Origin of the sequence: Klugiella xanthotipulae (assembly GCF_006716695.1) — a bacterium.
Lineage (GTDB): Bacteria > Actinomycetota > Actinomycetes > Actinomycetales > Microbacteriaceae > Klugiella > Klugiella xanthotipulae.
Genome location: NZ_VFPN01000002.1, coordinates 722,476 through 738,567, shown reverse-complemented (window position 1 = coordinate 738,567; position 16,092 = coordinate 722,476). Strand labels below are relative to the sequence as shown.

The window sequence follows — 16,092 nt, the reverse complement described above, 5'->3', positions numbered from 1 at the left end:
GGAGACTTTTGAGCAGTACTCGCAGATGTCGTTATTCTCGGCTCTGCTCGTGTACGCCTTGGCATTCATCTTCTTTGCGGTAGACCTTGCCAATCGGGCCGGTAGCGACGCCGAGCCCGTTGTCGGTGACGGTGGAGTTCGGGTGCGTTCCCGGGCCGAGCGTATCGGCTTCTCGCTGACCGTTCTTGGTTGGCTCTTCCACCTCGCGGCAACCGTGGTGCGCGGTATTGATGCTGGCCGGGTGCCGTGGGCGAATATGTACGAGTTTGCCCTCACCGCCACCCTGGCGATTGTTGCCGTGTTCATCATCATCCAGTTTTTCTACGATATGCGTTTTTTGGGGACGCTCGTCACGGGGCTCACGCTCGTCTTCCTCGGTGTCGCCCGGGTCAACTTTTTTCGGGCCTCCATGCCCCTGCCGCCGGCCCTTGACTCGTATTGGCTCGTGATCCACATCATGGTGGCCGTGGTGGCTGTGGGGTTCCTGACCCTCAGCCTGGGCCTGTCGATCGCGCAGCTGATGCAGGCGCGGCGTGAGCGGATTCTCGGGGCGCAGGGGTTGGCGACGACGGCCGCGGCCTCCGATCTCGGCTCGGGATGGTCGGCCTCCGAGTCAGGCGCTGCTGCTGGCGGCTCCACCGCCACTCTTACTCGGGCCCCGGCTGATGGTTCCGGCACGCCGCCCCGGGCACCGTTTGCTTTCCTGCGGAGCTTCCCCAACGCCGACTCGCTCGAAAATCTGAGCTACCGCATGGTCATCATCGGTTTTGTGTTTTGGACGTTCACGCTCATCGCCGGATCCATCTGGGCTGAGCACGCGTGGGGTCGATACTGGGGCTGGGATACCAAGGAGGTCTGGACCTTCATCATTTGGGTGCTCTATGCCGGGTACATTCACGCCCGTGCGACCCGCGGTTGGCGCGGTTCGCGTTCCGCGTGGCTCTGCATCATCGCCTACTCGACCGTAATTTTTAACTTCACGATTGTGAACCTCTTCTTTAAGGGGTTGCACGCCTACTCTGGCCTGTAGCCGGAGAATGAGTGACGGCCCGCTCTGGACCTCACCGCCGGTGAGGAAGGCTGTTGGGGCGTGTATAATCGAAGTCTTGTCCGTGCTGGCATTAAAAGGGGTAGGGCACATAGACCGCGGCGTGCGGGATGATCCGGGGGGAACATCCCACACGCCGCTTCCCCGTTAACCGGCGGGTCGTTCGGCCAGGACTGTGTAGCAGCGCACGATGCGCTCACGCCACCACAGGGACCGCTCGGGCGTCGCAGCGAAGCGGTCGAGCATCCGCTCGCTGGGGGTCACCCGCGACACGGGGATCTCGCCGCCCACGGGCAGCAGGGGATGCTCGGTCACGTCCCCCGCGAGCAGCGCCGCTGTGCCCAGCCCGGCCGCAAAGTCTTGTGTCGGGAGGCTGGCCGCGAGCAGAGCCCCCATCGACAGTCCCACCGAGGTGTCGAGGGCACTCGACACCACGATAGGCAGCCCCGCTTGCTCGGCGATGCGGAGGGCCGCGCGGATGCCTCCCAGCGGTTGCGCCTTCACCACGAGGATGTCGGCGGCCCTGCGCCGGGCCACGTCGAGTGGGTCGCTCGCCTTGCGCACGCTCTCGTCAGCCGCGATCAGCAGGCCGCTGCCCGCGAGCCGGGCGCGCAACGCCTCCAACCCGGCCACGGTGGCCACGGGCTGTTCGGCGTATTCGAGCCGCAGCGGGGCGAGCCGGGTGAGCGCCGCCTCGGCCTCGGCCACCGACCAGCCACCGTTGGCGTCCACGCGCACATTGCCGTCCTCGCCGAGCGCCCTGCGCACGGCGAGGACGCGCGCGTAGTCGTCATCACGGGTGTGCCCGGCCTCGGCCACCTTCACCTTCACGGTGTGGCAGCCGGGGAAACGCGCCAGCAGCTCGGCAACCCGGTCGGCCGCAATCGCCGGAACGGTTGCGTTCACCGCCACGGTGTCGCGCAGGGGGGCGGGTTGTGGGTGCCAGCCAAAGTTGATCGCGGCGGCCAGCCAGGTGGCGGCCTCGGCATCCGAATACTCGGGGAAGGGCGAGAACTCGCTCCACCCCTCGGGGCCCCGCACGAGGGCCGCCTCGCGGGTGGTGATTCCGCGGAAACGGGTGCGGGTGGGGATGCTCACCACGCGCAGTGCGCGCAGGATGTCGCTCAGCGGGATGTCCATACCTGCCATTCTCCCTCAGGGCGGTTTCTGTGCGGTGCCGGTGACCCCACGCGTCTTCCTGGAGCCGAGTCTCAGTAATGCGTGGCACAATTGAGAGGTTGCTGGCGCGACCAGCCCCCTGAGTTCGTGTATCCGCGCGAGATTTTTGTGAGGAGGACACTTTCGTGTCTTTACCCGATGGTGCCCCGCCCGTCCCCCCGCCCGGCGGTTACCGCGGTGCCACCCGTACCATGTCCTCCTGGCGCAGCGCCGACGAGGCCGCGGCTCGGGAGGCCCGGGACGTCGAGGGCGTCACCGTCACGCCCCGCAAGCGGGAGCGGGTGCGCCCCAACTGGTTGAGCATTGCCGCCCTCTCGGTCTCCGCGCTTTTTGCGGTTGTGCTCGTGTTACTGGCCTTCTTTGGTCAGGGCAGCAGTCAGTTTTACGGCATCAATATGCTGGCCATCCAGATGGTAGTGCTGGGTCTCGCGATTGCGGCGTTTGCTACCAAGCGCGGCCGGGCTCTCGGTGCCGGTGCGCTTGTCCTCGCGCTCCTGGTGAACTCCTTTACGGTGGGCGGTTTCTCGGCGGTCAACGCCGCGGCGACCGGCAACTATGACGAGAAGAAGTCTGCCGACCAGAAATTCTGGGAAGCCTATCCCGGTATTAAGGATGTGGACCCCCAGGTCATCCTGGATCAGCCCAGCCTGGAGGACACCCGGGACAACGTTGACGCCATGATGGCGGAGATCCGTACGGCGCTCACGGATGAGTTTGGTTTTAAGTGGGCCACCCCCGTGCCCGAGTCGCTCACCCCGGCCCGCAACGGCTACGGTGGTGAGGCGATGCTCGTGGATTACAACGCGGAGGAGTGGTACACCACCTCAACCGTCACGAGCATGACCGACAAGAAGCGCGTGATGAGTATCGTTTCGGGTGTTCTGGTGAAGAACGGGATGTGGACACCGAGCGCCATCAATGAGCCGAGCGCGGGTATCGAGGACGACTACCTGACCAAGTTCTTTGGCAGCGCCGACCCGGCAACCCAGGTGGAGTGGTCCTGGTACAGCGCATATCTGGACGGTGAGCCTGGTGATTTCTGGGCTGGTATCATCGACCTCTCGAAAGACACGACGGGAGATTTTGCCGCCAAGCAGGATGCCCTGGTCGCCCAATACGGTACACCACGGGAGGGTATTACGCTTACGTTCAGGGGCAAGGGCCTACTGAGCGATCAGATTCGCGGCTCCTTCATTCAGGCAATGGCCCCGTACGGGGGGGCGTAGATCACCGCGGAGGTTCCCCCGGTGGGGGCCTGCTGCCGGCGGGCTGCACTGGCCGTAGGCTAGGCGTCATGTCTGTCGTATCTGAAATCTTTGACCCCGCACAGTGGGCGGATGCCCCCGGTAGCCAGAATCTTACCGACATCACCTACCACCACGACACGACCGGGCGCATTGCGCGGGTGGCATTCAACCGGCCCGAGGTGCGCAACGCGTTCCGCCCGCACACCGTTGACGAGCTGTACACCGCTCTGGAAGATGCCCGCACCAACCCGCGCATCGGCGTGGTGCTGCTCACCGGTAACGGGCCGAGCCCGAAGGATGGCGGCTGGGCCTTTTGCAGCGGTGGTGACCAACGCATCCGCGGCCGCGACGGTTATAAGTACTCCGATGACCTCACGGCCACGGGTATTGACACGGCCCGCGGCGGTCGCCTGCACATCCTGGAGGTGCAGCGGTTGATCCGGTTTATGCCCAAGGTGGTCATCGCGCTTGTGCCGGGCTGGGCGGCCGGAGGCGGCCACTCGCTCAACGTGGTGTGCGACCTGAGTATCGCGAGCGCGGAGCACGCCAAGTTTAAGCAGACGGATGCCGATGTCGGCTCCTTTGACGCCGGTTACGGCAGTGCCTACTTCGCCCGCCAGATCGGGCAGAAGAATGCCCGCGAGATTTTCTTCCTCGCGCGTGAGTACAGCGCCCAGCGCGCCTACGAGATGGGTGCCGTGAACGCGGTGGTGCCGCACGCCGAACTGGAGAGCACGGGCCTGGAGTGGGCGCGTGAGATCCTGGGCAAATCCCCGACGGCCATCCGGATGTTGAAGTACGCCTTTAACGCGGTGGATGACGGGCTTGTTGGCCAGCAGATTTTTGCGGGGGAGGCCACCCGACTGGCCTACGGCACGGACGAGGCCGTCGAGGGGCGGGACTCGTTCCTGGAGAAGCGAGACCCGGATTGGAGCGCGTTTCCGTACCACTACTAGAGGGGGTGAGGAGCCGGGGAGTCCCGGGTGTTTATCTCCGCTCCGGCTTTACAGTATGGTGATAACGTTTATTTATGTGCGGAGGTCCCCTGTCTCAGGAAATTTCAAGTGAGCCCGACGTTGTCCAGGTTCGCATCCGCAATCTGCGTGAAAACGGCGCGGATCTCGCTGCCCGTCAGAGTTCATTTGGGTGTGTGACGTGTGTGGGCGAAGGCTCAACGTTACCCTTCGACCGGGCATTGAAATCCTTTGCTTCAGTCGCGGAAGAAGTCTTTCGGGTCGCTTCCGAGCGGGGTGTCATCGCCGCCCAAAACGTGGCAGATACGATAAATGATCTGAGTGTGATTGACGAGGAGAACGCCTCAGAGTTGCGTGGTCTCGACCCCGATTTCGCGCTCTAGGTTTCGCCCCAATCTTGCTGTCCCCCTGTTGTGCTGCACTCCCACTGAAAGGAAACCCCTATGGGTCGGTTCGAAGATGAGCTAGCACAGATAGCCATTGCCCCTCGATACGATCTGGGGGAGGCGTGCCGGGTGTCCTCCCGGACACGTGATGCATCGAATCGTGTCTGGGCGAAGGTCGCAGGTGAACCGGGCTGGGCGGGGGTTTCCGCCAACGCTGCTATCGGCCAGTTTCAGTATTTTGCTGGGGTTGATGGGGCTCGCGGAACATCCAGATGCAAGCCGGGAGGAACTCGCGGCAGAGATTCGGGCTGCTGTGAAGAGTGGCGAGCTCCTCGTGATCGGCCCAGACAGGAGCGTTTCTCGTGAACCCGCAGCCTTCACCGTCGAGACGATGGTTCGCGGGACTTCTCCGGATGGTGGGGGCGGCAGGCGCTGTCGTCATCCTGATCAGCGGATGTTCGGTGGCCACCGCAACACCTGCCCCAGAGGACGTGACTCGGGTCACCACTCTCCTGCGGGAATCGGCTGACTCCGCAGCACCTGCCGGTACCCTCTCGCAGGCTACTGACTGGGCCTGGGACGAGGTGTCCTATTTTCCGCCGTACTCGACCGCGGAACGTGTTCGGGCCGAAACCGGATACTCCCACCCGCAGGTCACCGACTCTTTCTTCCTCACGAGGGGGCTTCTCGTTTTTCAACAAGGTGGCGAGACGGTGCGGGCGGTGACCCTCTCTGCCGAGGAATTGTCCGGAGATACCCGCGGCCCTGACACCGTGCCGTATCCAGGGGCGCTCGAGGTGAATGAGCGCGGATGGGTGCAGCTTGCCGATGTCGCACCTCAGGATGGTCGATAGTCGGCAAAGACGGTGATTCCGGGGCAGCCCCGGCGTAGGCTGTTTCCCGTGAGTACCCCGTCGCCCCGCACTCCGCCCGCAGCGTCGGGTATCCCCCTCCACCGCGTCTCCACGGCTGACCCGGCCGTGTTATTCGCCGAACTCCGCGGTGCGCTCGCAGGCATCCACGCTGTCCTGCCATACGCTTCTGGCACGGTCCTGCCGCCGAGCCTGCCCCGAACGGTGCCCGCGGGCACGGCGGTTGTCGTCCACACCTCCGGCTCTACCGGAATCCCCAAGTCTGTCGCGATCAGCGCGGCGGCCCTGCGCGCGAGCGCCACCGCCACCGCGGATGCCCTCGGCGGCCCTGCCCGCTGGGTCACGGCCCTGCCCACCCACCTGATCTCCGGTATCCACACGCTGGTGCGCTCACAGCTCGCCGGTGCCGAGCCGCTGATTCTCCCGCCCGGACCGTTCGACCCAGCCGCGGTCGCCGCTCTGATCCGCACGGCCCCCGATGCTCGGCTCAACGTTTCTCTCGTTCCGGCCCAGTTGCGCGTCATCCTGGACCACGCGGATGCCGTTCCCGCGGACCTTCCCGCCCTCCAGTCGTTCGGTGCCATCCTGGTGGGGGGTCAGGGCGTGCCGCATGTCTGGCGCGAGCGCGCCCACGTGCTGGGCCTGCCGCTGCGTCGCAGCTACGGTTCCACCGAGACGTCCGGTGGTTGTGTTTACGACGGCGTCGGGATTGGCGATACCCGTGTGCGCATCCGTGGCGGCGAGGTGCAGGTTTCTGGCCCCACCCTCGCCGAGGGTTACCTGGGCGACCCGGAGCAGACCGCCCGCCACTTCATCCGCGACGGCGACACCCGCTGGTACCGCACGGGAGATGCCGGTGAATTGATGGGCGGGGTCCTGTCGATTCTGGGTCGTCTCGACAATGTGATCGTGAGTGGTGGGGTCAACGTCTCCCTTGATCGGGTTGAGCAGGTCATCCGTGGGGTGCCCGGGTGCGCGTCGGCGGTTGTCTTGTCGCGACCGAGTGAGCGCTGGGGTACCGTACCCGTGCTCGTTCTTCCTGCTGGGGGGGTGGTGGTTCCCGGCCTCGTTCCCGCGGATGCCGGACGGGCCATGCTCGAAACCGTTCGTGTTGCCGTGGTTGCTGAGCTGGGGCGTGCGGCTGTCCCCGCTGAACTCTGGCGCGTCGATGAGGTTCCTCTTCTTCCGGGCGGTAAACCTGACCGTCAGGCTCTCCGTCGGCTGCTCGGTCTCGGTTCTTCTCATGGGCTTTAGATGAACTCTTTCTTGTGCGGGTGCTCGGTGTCGTTGTGTCGGTTTGCGTTGGGGGTGGGTCTCCTTTAGCGTAAAACATATTGTTGGTCTCGTTAGGGATGATTCGGAGGCCAGCGGATGTGGGGGCATTGTCACGCTGTGACGGCGCCTCGTTCTGTTTCACCGTTGTTTGTTCCCCCTGCACGCAGCGAAAGGGTTCCCTTCATGACAGACACGATCAGTCTTGACCCGGAAGAGGTCGAGGCCACTCTTAACAAGCTTCATATGGCCGCTGATGATCTGAGCGGCACGGGTCTCTCGGTGGCTCGCCCGCCCGAGTTCGGCGAGGTCACCTCGGAAGCCCTTGCGCCGTTTGTATCGAAGCTGAGCTGGGTGGCTGATCTTTTGGCGCATTTTACTCAGTGTGCCCCTGAGTTCATCGCGGTGCGGGCGATAGATGTTCGAGAGACGATGCGTGATTTAGAGGCTCTTGAGGCTGGGTGGTGTCAATTCGTGGTAGCAACAACTGGTTTGGTGAGTAGCTGTTGGAAGATTTCTTTGGGTGTGTAGAACCCGAGCGTTTGTCGGGGTCGGTTGTTTAGCTCGTCAGCGATCGCGTCTAGGTAGGGTTGGTGCGAGGTGATCTCGGTGCCTTTGGGGAGATATTCTCTGATGAGTCCGTTTGAATCGCCCCGGGTTTCGTGGAGGGTCTGAAATTCCGAGAGGATGAGATCTATGCCAGCTTTGAGGAAGTATCCGCAGGAGTTGCGGGAGCGAGCTACGCGGCTCGTGCAGGAGGCGCGAAAGGAAGACCCCGAGCTGTCTGTGAACCAGGCAGTGATCCGGATCGGGCAGCGCGTCGGGGTGAATCCAGACACGTTGCGTGGTTGGGTCAAACAGGCTCAGATCGACGCGGGCGAACGCCTGGGCACGACGACAGACGATGGACAGCGGATCAAGCAGCTCGAGGCGGAAGTGCGTGAGCTGAAGCGGGCGAACGAGATCTTGCTCGCTGCGTCGAGTTTCTTCGCGCGGGAGCTCGACCCGCGACTGCCGTGGTAGTTCAGTTCATCGATGACCATCGTGACCAGCACGGGGCCGAGCCGATCTGCCGCGTGCTCTCCGAGCACGGGGTGAAGATCGCTCCGTCCGGTTACTACGCTTTCAAGAAGCGGCCAGCCTCGGCCAGAGCGGTCTCCGATGCCGAGTTGGTGGTCCAGATCGAGCGGGTGTTCTGGGACGGCAAATTCGGTCGCGGGATCAGCGGCGCGCGCAAAGTTTGGCGGCTGCTACGCCGTGAGGGCATCACTGTCGCCCGTTGCACGGTCGAGTGCCTCATGCGTCAGCAGGGGCTGCGCGGCATTCGCAGGGGCCGGTAGTTCATCATTACCCGTCCCGATGACTCTTCGCCGCGGGCAGAGGATCACGTCAAGCGCGAGTTTCACGCTGATCGGCCGAACGAACTCTGGGTGGTCGACTTTACATATGTGCCGACGTGGTCGGGGATGGCGTTCACCGCGTTCGTCACCGACGTGTTCTCCCGTCGCATCGTCGGCTGGCGGACAATGTCGAAGATGTCGACCGATCTGCCGCTGGACGCGCTCGAGATGGCGCTGTGGGTTCGGGACCAGGCTGGCGAGGACGTCACGGGAGTCATTCAACACTCGGACGCTGGCTCTCAATACACGGCTCTGCGCTACACCGAGCGGCTCGCTGAAGTTGGTGCGATCGCGTCGATCGGAACCGTCGGCGACAGCTACGACAATGCCCTCGCCGAGAGCGTCGTCGGCCTCTACAAGACCGAGTGCGTGAAAATCGACGGCCCGTTCCGCAGCGCCGACGACCTCGAACTCGCTACCTTGTCCTGGGTGCACTGGTTCAACGAGAACCGGCTGCATTCCTCGATCGGATACCTCACACCCATCGAGAAAGAGAACGCGTACTACCGTGAGATGAACTCCCAGCGCCAGCCGGCGCCGGGAGAACTCGCCCTCCACTAAACCCGGGGCGATTCAGTTCGTGTTCTCGTTACTCGGGCGTTCCCAGGGTGACCGGGGATGCGCGAAGTACACGGGGAGTTCGGTCGCGAGTGTGAGTTGCGCGTGGCGGGCCATCTCGGTTCCTTGGTCCCAGGTCAGCGAGCCCCGTAAATGCTTCGGGAGATCACTCACCCGGTCGATGAGGACGTCAGCGACTCCGTCAGCGTTCTTTCCCTCGGGAAGCCCGAGGATGATGACGTATCGGGAGTGACGCTCCACTAACGTGACGGCTGCGGTTGAACCGTGTGCTCCGATAATGAGGTCTCCTTCCCACGCGCCGGGCACCCGCCGGTCAGAAGCCGCCTCGGGCCGGTCATCTATGGATACCATCCCGATAATGCGCCCTCCGGTGCGTTCACCGGGCGGAACCCGCCGCTTCCGCCTCGTCTGTTTCGATCGCAGGAGGATGCCCTCTCTGGCGAGCTCGCCTTTCGGATGAGCATAAATCCAGCGGTAGATCGCTTCGTGAGACACCGTTAGTCCCTCAGCGGTGGGTGAGTTTTCCATGAGTCCCACACAACCGTTCCTGACCTCCACACGCAACCTCCCCGCGATCTGACGCGGCGTCCTGGACGCCCAAAGATCAGCCCGCACCCGGGCCCGTAATGCTGGTACCGCGTCAATACGATGCTGTTGCGGACGGGAACGCCGACGCTGCGCCCGCACATCCGCGCTCACGGGGGCGATACCGGCCGCTTTCCAACGAGTTCCGGGAACGCTCACGCCAAACCACGGACCGGTCACGACCGATCAACTCACCAATCTCACGATCACTCAACCCACGCTTGAGCCCAACCGCGTTCTCTGCCCTGTCCTGAAACGTTAACTGCCGTCGCGGAAACATCAGCAACACCCCTCCCTGTTGCTACCACGCTATGACACCACCGAGAGGTAAGCGCTGTGGGCGTTTTTGAAGATGAATTACGACGAGTCGGGTACGGTCCTCGCTGTGAACTAGCTGAGTTTCGCAGACTGAAGGTTGTAGTTGAATCATCTGGTGAGACCATACGAAAACTTGCTTTTCGACCCGGGTGGGATGGTAAATCGGCCGATTCTGCCGCAGAGGCTTTTTATCAGGACTCTAAGAATTTCCTGAAGAACAACGACGTTATTGGGTCTGTTATGAAGGCGATGATGAGTATGAACAGAGCCATGGATGATGCTGCAAACGCTTACGAGGCGCTTCCTGATGCGGAGATTAGTTCGGCAGCACAGGCAGCTATTATTGCCGGCGGTTCAGCTGTTTTGCCGTTTTTTGGCACAATCGCAAGTGTGGCTGGTCTGGAACTTGCACAGAGGGCAATGTCCCAGGCGCGTGAAGATGCTGCCGAAAAAGCCTTGAAAACGCTTCGATATGCCGCCAGAGGCTACTCAAAAGACCTGGAGGCGAGGGGCGGCGATATCTGGATTCCTCCCGTTGGGGCGAGTTCGCTACCAGATCCGGTGAAGGATGAGCGAGACGATGACACCTGGACGGATGGTTTCGTGACGGATGGTGGTGATTGGGCAGATCAGGTTGTGCCGGGTGATGACGGTGGTGTTGTTGTGCCGGGTGACGGTCGCGGTGGTGTTGAGCCGGTCGTTCCGGTTGAGCCGTATCCGGGTGGGCCGATTTTTCCGGCTCCTCCACGTGGGCCGATTTTTCGGCATCTTCCGGTTGAGCCGGGTGAGCCGTATCCGGTTGTTCCGGCTGTTCCGGTTCCTATTGGTGAAGTTGAGGTACCGATTGGGGTGGGTCATGTTCCGGGTGTGGGTCCGGTTGCGGATGATGGGGGGAGTGGCGTGACCGCTGGTGCTGGTGGTGTTGTGGGTGCTGGGTTGGCGGCGGGTGCTGCGCGGGTCGGTGCTGGAGGTGTGGGTTCTGCGGTGGCCGGTGGTGCGGGTGTGTCGGGTGCAGCCGGTGGTGCTGCCGGTGCTGGTGGTGCCGGTGCTGGTGGTTCTGGCTCGGGTGCGGCGGGTGCGCGTGGTGGTATGGGTGTAATGGGTGGCGGTGGCGGTGGTGCTGGTGCGGGTGCTGGCGGTTCTGAGCGGAAGAAGACGACGCGTGGTTTGATTGCGCCGAGGGTGCCGGAGGAGGAGGGGCCGGTGGCGCGTTCTGCGTTGTTGGGTGTGGGGTCGCGGGATCCGGAGAGTCCGTTGTTTGCGCAGTGGCAGGAGGCGATGCGGAAGGGTCGGGAGGAGGCTGAGGTGGAGGCGCGGAAGAAGCCCCGCGGCCTCTGGGGCTAACACGCACAATGCCCCGTCCCGCCCGTTACGTTTCTGCGTCGGCAGCCTAGAATGAACTCAGCGATTTTGCGCGCGAACGGGTGGAGGTTACCGCCCGCCTCACATCACAACATTTTGGGAGAAACACCGTGGCAGCCAAGGCACAGCGTCTCGACCCGGCACGAGCCATCGAGAAACGGCAGAGAGACGAGCGGGCGGCGAAGCGCGCAGCGGGCGGGGCGGGTAAAAGCCCGGCCGCATCGGGTACCCCCGCGAAGAGATCCTCCGGTGCCGGACGATCCGGTAACCCCGCCAAAAAAGACCGGGTTCGGGTCACTCCGGCCACCTTCGGTGACTGGATGTCTGGCCTGCGTGTCCGCACCCTCCCGCTCGCGATTGCCCCCGTTATCCTGGGTGCTGGGATCGCCCAGATGCTGCGTGAGTTTGACCTCACGCTCAGCATCCTTGCCCTCATCGTTGCCCTCGCGCTACAGGTCGGCGTCAACTTTGCGAACGACTACTCAGACGGCATCCGTGGTACCGACGAGTTTCGCGTCGGCCCGCAACGCCTGACCGCCTCGGGGAAGGCCCGCCCCCGCACGGTGCTGATTGTGGCGCTGTCCTGGTTTGGGGTCGCCGCGGTTGCGGGCCTCGTCATCGTTATTCTCAGCGAGCGCTGGTGGCTGCTCGCCGTTGGCGTGGTTGCCCTGCTGGCCGCCTGGTTCTACACGGGTGGTAAGAAGCCGTACGGATACGCGGGCCTGGGCGAGCTCATGGTCTTTATTTTCTTTGGCCTGGTCGCCACCGTCGGCACGGTTTACATTCAGTCGGATGTCATCCCTCAGGAGGCCTGGCTCGCCGGTGCCGCCATCGGCTTCCTCGCCGTCGCGACCCTGCTTGCCAACAATATCCGGGATATCCCCACCGATCGTTTGGCCGGTAAACACACCCTGTCGGTGCGCATTGGTGACCTGGCCTCGCGCGTTCTGTACTGCATCTTTATGCTGCTGCCGTTTGTGTGTGCGATTGTCTTTGCGCTCTTCTACCCGATTACGGTGTTTGTTTTCTTCGTGTTGCTTGCGGCTCTGCCCGCCTGTGCCATCATGCTGTTGGCGAAGACACCGCAGGAGCTTATCTTGGTGCTCAAGCTCACCACGCTGACGGCGCTGCTCTACGCGATCGCGCAGGGCGCAGCGATCGCCTTCTAACCGGCCGGGACGAAACGGGGTGAAATAAAGTACGGCGTACGAACTAGCTAAGCTAGCCGTATGGCTCGTGAAACTTCGGCAGTCGATCACACCGACCGCACCCTCGTCCTCCTGTGGCGTCATGTTCTCGGCGACCCGCAGGGAACCAGAGGGCCCAAGCAGAAGACCACCGTGGATGCCGTGGTAACCGCGGCGATTGAGCTGGCGGATGCCGACGGCATCGACACCTTCTCCATGCGTCGCGTCGCCGACCGTCTCGGCTTGGGGGCTATGTCCGTCTACACCTACGTGCCCGGTCGCGCCGAGCTGATTGGCCTCATGGTTGATCAGGTTGCCGGTGAGTCGCCCCTCCCGCCACACGAGGGTGACCTGCGTGCCCGCATCACGGCCGTCGCGATGCAGCTCTGGGAGGAATACCGACGCCACCCCTGGCTCCTCCGCGTGGACACGACCCGCTCCTGGCTCGGCCCCCACATCTCCGACCGCTACGAGTGGCAGCTGGCCTCTGTGGATGGCGTTGGCCTGAACGATGTCGAGATGGACCGGGTTGTCACCATGATCACGGGTTTCGTGGCTGGCGCTGCGCGCAGTACCGAGGACGCTGAAACGGTCGATGAGGAGTCTGGGATGGATGACGCGGGGTGGTGGGAGATCAACACCCCCGTGCTTCAGCGCGTGATGGACGGTTCACGCTACCCGATTTCTGGGCGTGTGGGTGCGGCCGCCGGAGACGCCTACGACGAGGAGAGCGACCCGCCCGCCTCGTTTGCGTTTGGCCTGGCGCGCCTCATCGACGGTATTGAGGTCTTCATTCGGGCGCAGGCGGCCTAGGCCTTCTGCCGCGAACGGTAGAGCGGATATGTCGGGCGCTTAGCGCTCGTCTGCCGGGTCCGTCGAAGAGTCGCGCGCGGCGGCCGAACGCAGGGCCGCGGAGCCGACTTCTTCATCGTCAGAGATCGTGATGCGTTCAACGCCCGTGGCGTCCAGGATGTCGTCCTCGGCGATATCGTCTTCGGTGCGATCCCGGTTGCGCCACTCGTAAATGCTTGCCGAGGCATCCTCGCGCACCCGGCGCAGGAAAATAACGGAGAGTGCCGTCGCAATAATCGTGGCCACGATAGCCGCGACCCAGAGCTGGAAGCCCACAACATAGTTGAGTACGAGCAGCGGCACAACAAAAAACGCTAAACGGGCAAACGTGTACAGGACCCAGGTTTTTCGCGAATTCACCGTCCCAGTGTAACTCGCCCCCGCTCACATCCGGGCCGGGTAGCATAGTGGGATGATCCGGCTGTTATTCGTGGGTGCTGTGGTGGGCGTTATTTTTACGCTCTACGCGCTGGTTGATGCCGCAATGTCCGATCCCAAACGTGCCCGGGGTGTGAATAAATCCATCTGGGTGGTGGTGATTGCCGTGCTCCCCGTCGTGGGCGGTATCCTCTGGTTTACGATGGGCCGGGGGCAGATCCACAGCGCTCGTCCGCTGGCCCCGGATGACGACCCCGCTTTTACGCGTACGACCGTCCGGGATGCAGAACTTGACAAGCGCATCCAGGATATCGAGCGAGAGCTCGCCGAGCTTGACTCGGAGGTGTACCCGGGTGATCGTCCGCACGGCGACGCCCCCACCGTCGGCGATGCGCAGGGCACCCCCGACGAGACCGACCGCGGCGATCTTCCCCAGAGTGAGACGGGAACCGACCCCGAGCCGGGTCGCCCCGGGGGGCCGCGCACGTCGAATGACTGAGGCTCCTTCCACCGCAGCCGCTGCCGCGCTCTGCGTCTCCCTGATCGTTGAGGGGGTACAGGATGTTGTCCTGTGCCCCGGATCCCGCTCCCAGGCGCTCGCCCTCGTGGTCGCCGAGATGGAGAGGCGTGGCCTGCTGCGCCTGCACGTGCGAGTGGATGAACGCTCCGCCGGGTTCTGTGCCCTCGGCCTCGCCCGTGAGTCGGATCGCCCCGTTGTTGTCATCACCACGAGTGGCACCGCCGTGGCTAATCTGCACCCGGCCGTGCTGGAGGCGCACCACTCGCTGGTGCCCCTCATCCTGTTGACGGCCGATCGACCGCCAGAGCTGCGCGGCATCCGCAGTAACCAGACCACCGAGCAGGCCCACCTTTTTGGTGCGGCCACGCGTCTGAGCGTTGACGTTCCGGCCCCCACGGGGCTCCCCGGTGAGTGCCTCCGCGCCCAGGAGCTTGCGGCCAGGGCTGTGGCGGTCGCCGCGGGAACGGTCACCCGTAATGCCGGACCGGTCCAGTTGAATCTCGCCTTTACCGAGCCCCTCTCGGGCGATCTGCCCGATCTGGACCCGCTGCTGGCCAGCTTCCGGGAGGACCGCCACCACGCGGCCACGGATCCCGCGCCCGCGGGCGACCCCGCCGATCCGCGCACCGATTCCTGGACTCTCGACTTGCGCGAGGGTGCGGTGGTGGTCGCGGGCACGGGGGCTGGCCCGGACGCCGAGCGATTTGCCCACGCGGCTGGCTTGCCGTTGTTGGCCGAGGTGGCCAGTGGTGCCCACTTCGGCCGCGAACTCATCGTGAACTACCGCGAGTTGCTGACCGACCCCGGGTGCGGCGGGCGGGTGCGGCGAGTAATTGTTTTTGGGCATCCAACCCTGAGCCGCGAGATTCCGGCGCTGATCGTGGGGGCCGACGTGGAGACCACGGTGGTCGCCCCCGTGGGTGCCGAACTCTACAACCCCGGCCACCGGGTGACCCGCTTTACTCGGGCTATTCGGGTTGACGCCCCGGAGCCGGGGGGGGTGCTCGACCGCTCGTGGCTGGGTGGGTGGGTGGTGCGTGACCGGGAGTTGCTCGCCGAGCACACAACCGCCCACGTGTCCGATCTGGCGGCCGCGCGCGAGACCGGTTACCGGGAACGCTCCGACTATGCCAAGGCCGAGGTCGCCGCCCTGCGCGAGCCTGTTACCCGCGGCATGGTGGGCGAGTCGGTGTGGCGCGCCACCTGGCCGCACGATCGCCTGGTGCTGGGGGCTTCCCGCCTGATCCGCGCGCTGGACGGGTTGGCGCCCGGCCGTAACATCCGCGTCTACGCCAACCGGGGCCTGGCCGGTATTGACGGCACTCTCGCCACCGCGATGGGTATTGCCCAGGCCAGCCAGGCGGATGACCAACCCGGCGTTACCCGGGTTCTCCTGGGCGACCTGGCCTTTCTACACGATGTGGGTTCGCTGCTGCTCACGCCCGGTGAGACGCGCCCGCGCATCCAAATCTTCGTGGGTAATGACGGCGGCGGCACGATCTTTGACGACCTGGAGGTGGCCGGTTCGGCGGAGGCGCGACTCTTCGACCGCGTCATGTTCACCCCCCACTCCGCCGCTATCGAGTCTCTCGCGGCGGCCTACGGCTGGGCCTATAGCCGCGCGGCGACCCGTGGTGAACTCGACCGGCTCCTCACGGTTCCGGTGACGGGGCCCAGCATTGTCGAGGTTCCGCTCGCCCGGTAGCGGGGGCAATCACGCCGGGTACACGCTTCCTCCCGCCGCGTTAGCGAAACGTTATCAGGTGGAGAATAAACACGGATTTGTGGGTTTCTTATGTCCCATCTGCATTTTTGATGCTGCCAGCTGCGGAGAATCGGTGCTGGCGTCGTTATTGAGGGTGGGCTGGGTGGTACCCAAAAGACTTAAGCCATACGCTGAGCGGGTGCCATCCGTTTAGCGTGGCCGTCGATA

The 16,092-nt window shown here is 64.0% G+C and carries 14 protein-coding genes, 3 pseudogenes and 1 other annotated feature; of the genes and pseudogenes, 13 read left to right on the top strand and 4 right to left on the bottom strand.

The window, feature by feature from the left end:
• Positions 1-25: 25 nt before the first annotated feature.
• Positions 26-1,030, top strand: a complete 1,005-nt coding sequence (gene ccsB / locus FB466_RS09310; RefSeq protein WP_141917987.1) for a c-type cytochrome biogenesis protein CcsB — start codon at positions 26-28, stop codon at positions 1,028-1,030.
• 165 nt (positions 1,031-1,195) lie between these two features.
• Here ccsB and FB466_RS09305 read toward each other — a convergent pair whose 3' ends face one another.
• Positions 1,196-2,188: an o-succinylbenzoate synthase gene (locus FB466_RS09305; protein WP_141917824.1), complete on the bottom strand. Its 993-nt coding sequence runs from the start codon at positions 2,186-2,188 to the stop codon at positions 1,196-1,198.
• A 164-nt stretch (positions 2,189-2,352) separates the two neighbouring features.
• On the opposite strand from FB466_RS09305, the gene FB466_RS09300 reads away from it, so the two are divergent.
• The 6 genes from FB466_RS09300 (at position 2,353) to FB466_RS09275 (ending at position 7,509) form a co-directional block, all read left to right on the top strand.
• Entirely contained in the window at positions 2,353-3,453 is a 1,101-nt protein-coding gene (locus FB466_RS09300; RefSeq protein WP_141917822.1) for a MerC domain-containing protein, read from the top strand.
• 68 nt (positions 3,454-3,521) lie between these two features.
• Positions 3,522-4,430 (top strand): 1,4-dihydroxy-2-naphthoyl-CoA synthase, encoded by a 909-nt coding sequence (locus tag FB466_RS09295; protein ID WP_141917820.1) that lies wholly within the window; start codon positions 3,522-3,524, stop codon positions 4,428-4,430.
• Between the two features lie 74 nt (positions 4,431-4,504).
• Positions 4,505-4,831: a hypothetical protein gene (locus FB466_RS09290; RefSeq protein ID WP_141917819.1), complete on the top strand. Its 327-nt coding sequence runs from the start codon at positions 4,505-4,507 to the stop codon at positions 4,829-4,831.
• A gap of 365 nt (positions 4,832-5,196) precedes the next feature.
• Entirely contained in the window at positions 5,197-5,688 is a 492-nt protein-coding gene (locus FB466_RS09285; RefSeq protein WP_141917817.1) for a hypothetical protein, read from the top strand.
• 48 nt (positions 5,689-5,736) lie between these two features.
• The gene (locus FB466_RS09280; RefSeq protein ID WP_246054601.1) at positions 5,737-6,960 is read left to right on the top strand and encodes an AMP-binding protein; all 1,224 of its coding nucleotides are present in this window, start codon (positions 5,737-5,739) and stop codon (positions 6,958-6,960) included.
• Positions 6,961-7,164: 204 nt separating this feature from the next.
• Entirely contained in the window at positions 7,165-7,509 is a 345-nt protein-coding gene (locus FB466_RS09275; RefSeq protein ID WP_141917816.1) for a hypothetical protein, read from the top strand.
• On the opposite strand, the pseudogene FB466_RS13960 reads toward FB466_RS09275, so the two are convergent.
• A pseudogene (locus tag FB466_RS13960) lies at positions 7,446-7,628 on the bottom strand (IS30 family transposase); the annotation flags it as partial. The gene FB466_RS09275 and the pseudogene FB466_RS13960 overlap by 64 nt on opposite strands.
• Positions 7,629-7,674: 46 nt before the next feature.
• Between FB466_RS13960 and FB466_RS09265 the strand changes: the two are divergent.
• Positions 7,675-8,939, top strand: a pseudogene (locus FB466_RS09265) (IS3 family transposase).
• Positions 7,960-8,087: a sequence feature (AL1L pseudoknot), on the top strand. It overlaps the preceding pseudogene by 128 nt.
• 15 nt (positions 8,940-8,954) lie before the next feature.
• On the opposite strand, the pseudogene FB466_RS09260 reads toward FB466_RS09265, so the two are convergent.
• Positions 8,955-9,822: pseudogene (locus FB466_RS09260) on the bottom strand (IS30 family transposase); the annotation flags it as partial.
• Positions 9,823-10,118: 296 nt separating this feature from the next.
• On the opposite strand from FB466_RS09260, the gene FB466_RS09250 reads away from it, so the two are divergent.
• The 3 genes from FB466_RS09250 to FB466_RS09240 all read left to right on the top strand — a co-directional run bounded on the left by FB466_RS09250 (position 10,119) and on the right by FB466_RS09240 (position 13,222).
• Complete coding sequence (locus FB466_RS09250; RefSeq protein WP_141917812.1) at positions 10,119-11,204, top strand: hypothetical protein; 1,086 nt, start codon at positions 10,119-10,121, stop codon at positions 11,202-11,204.
• A gap of 128 nt (positions 11,205-11,332) precedes the next feature.
• Positions 11,333-12,391 carry a 1,4-dihydroxy-2-naphthoate polyprenyltransferase gene (locus FB466_RS09245; RefSeq protein WP_246054600.1) on the top strand — a complete coding sequence of 353 codons (1,059 nt, stop codon included), beginning with the start codon at positions 11,333-11,335 and terminating at the stop codon, positions 12,389-12,391.
• A gap of 60 nt (positions 12,392-12,451) precedes the next feature.
• Positions 12,452-13,222 carry a TetR/AcrR family transcriptional regulator C-terminal domain-containing protein gene (locus tag FB466_RS09240; protein ID WP_141917810.1) on the top strand — a complete coding sequence of 257 codons (771 nt, stop codon included), beginning with the start codon at positions 12,452-12,454 and terminating at the stop codon, positions 13,220-13,222.
• Between the two features lie 39 nt (positions 13,223-13,261).
• Here FB466_RS09240 and FB466_RS09235 read toward each other — a convergent pair whose 3' ends face one another.
• Entirely contained in the window at positions 13,262-13,621 is a 360-nt protein-coding gene (locus FB466_RS09235; RefSeq protein ID WP_141917808.1) for a DUF4229 domain-containing protein, read from the bottom strand.
• A 52-nt stretch (positions 13,622-13,673) separates the two neighbouring features.
• Here FB466_RS09235 and FB466_RS09230 point away from each other — a divergent pair, with 52 nt between their 5' ends.
• Both FB466_RS09230 and menD read left to right on the top strand, forming a co-directional pair.
• Complete coding sequence (locus tag FB466_RS09230) at positions 13,674-14,138, top strand: PLDc N-terminal domain-containing protein (protein ID WP_141917806.1); 465 nt, start codon at positions 13,674-13,676, stop codon at positions 14,136-14,138.
• Complete coding sequence (gene menD, locus FB466_RS09225; protein WP_141917804.1) at positions 14,131-15,864, top strand: 2-succinyl-5-enolpyruvyl-6-hydroxy-3-cyclohexene-1-carboxylic-acid synthase; 1,734 nt, start codon at positions 14,131-14,133, stop codon at positions 15,862-15,864. The genes FB466_RS09230 and menD overlap by 8 nt, the downstream gene beginning before the upstream one ends.
• Positions 15,865-16,092: the final 228 nt, after the last annotated feature.

What these genes read in the sequence shown, in the direction of transcription:
- ccsB (WP_141917987.1), top strand. Translation starts at nt 26, where the DNA reads ATGTCGTTATTCTCGGCTCTGCTCGTGTACGCCTTGGCATTCATCTTC.
- FB466_RS09305 (WP_141917824.1), bottom strand. Translation starts at nt 2,188, where the DNA reads ATGGACATCCCGCTGAGCGACATCCTGCGCGCACTGCGCGTGGTGAGC.
- FB466_RS09295 (WP_141917820.1), top strand. Translation starts at nt 3,522, where the DNA reads ATGTCTGTCGTATCTGAAATCTTTGACCCCGCACAGTGGGCGGATGCC.
- FB466_RS09290 (WP_141917819.1), top strand. Translation starts at nt 4,505, where the DNA reads ATGTGCGGAGGTCCCCTGTCTCAGGAAATTTCAAGTGAGCCCGACGTT.
- FB466_RS09275 (WP_141917816.1), top strand. Translation starts at nt 7,165, where the DNA reads ATGACAGACACGATCAGTCTTGACCCGGAAGAGGTCGAGGCCACTCTT.
- FB466_RS09250 (WP_141917812.1), top strand. Translation starts at nt 10,119, where the DNA reads ATGAACAGAGCCATGGATGATGCTGCAAACGCTTACGAGGCGCTTCCT.
- FB466_RS09240 (WP_141917810.1), top strand. Translation starts at nt 12,452, where the DNA reads ATGGCTCGTGAAACTTCGGCAGTCGATCACACCGACCGCACCCTCGTC.
- FB466_RS09230 (WP_141917806.1), top strand. Translation starts at nt 13,674, where the DNA reads ATGATCCGGCTGTTATTCGTGGGTGCTGTGGTGGGCGTTATTTTTACG.
- menD (WP_141917804.1), top strand. Translation starts at nt 14,131, where the DNA reads ATGACTGAGGCTCCTTCCACCGCAGCCGCTGCCGCGCTCTGCGTCTCC.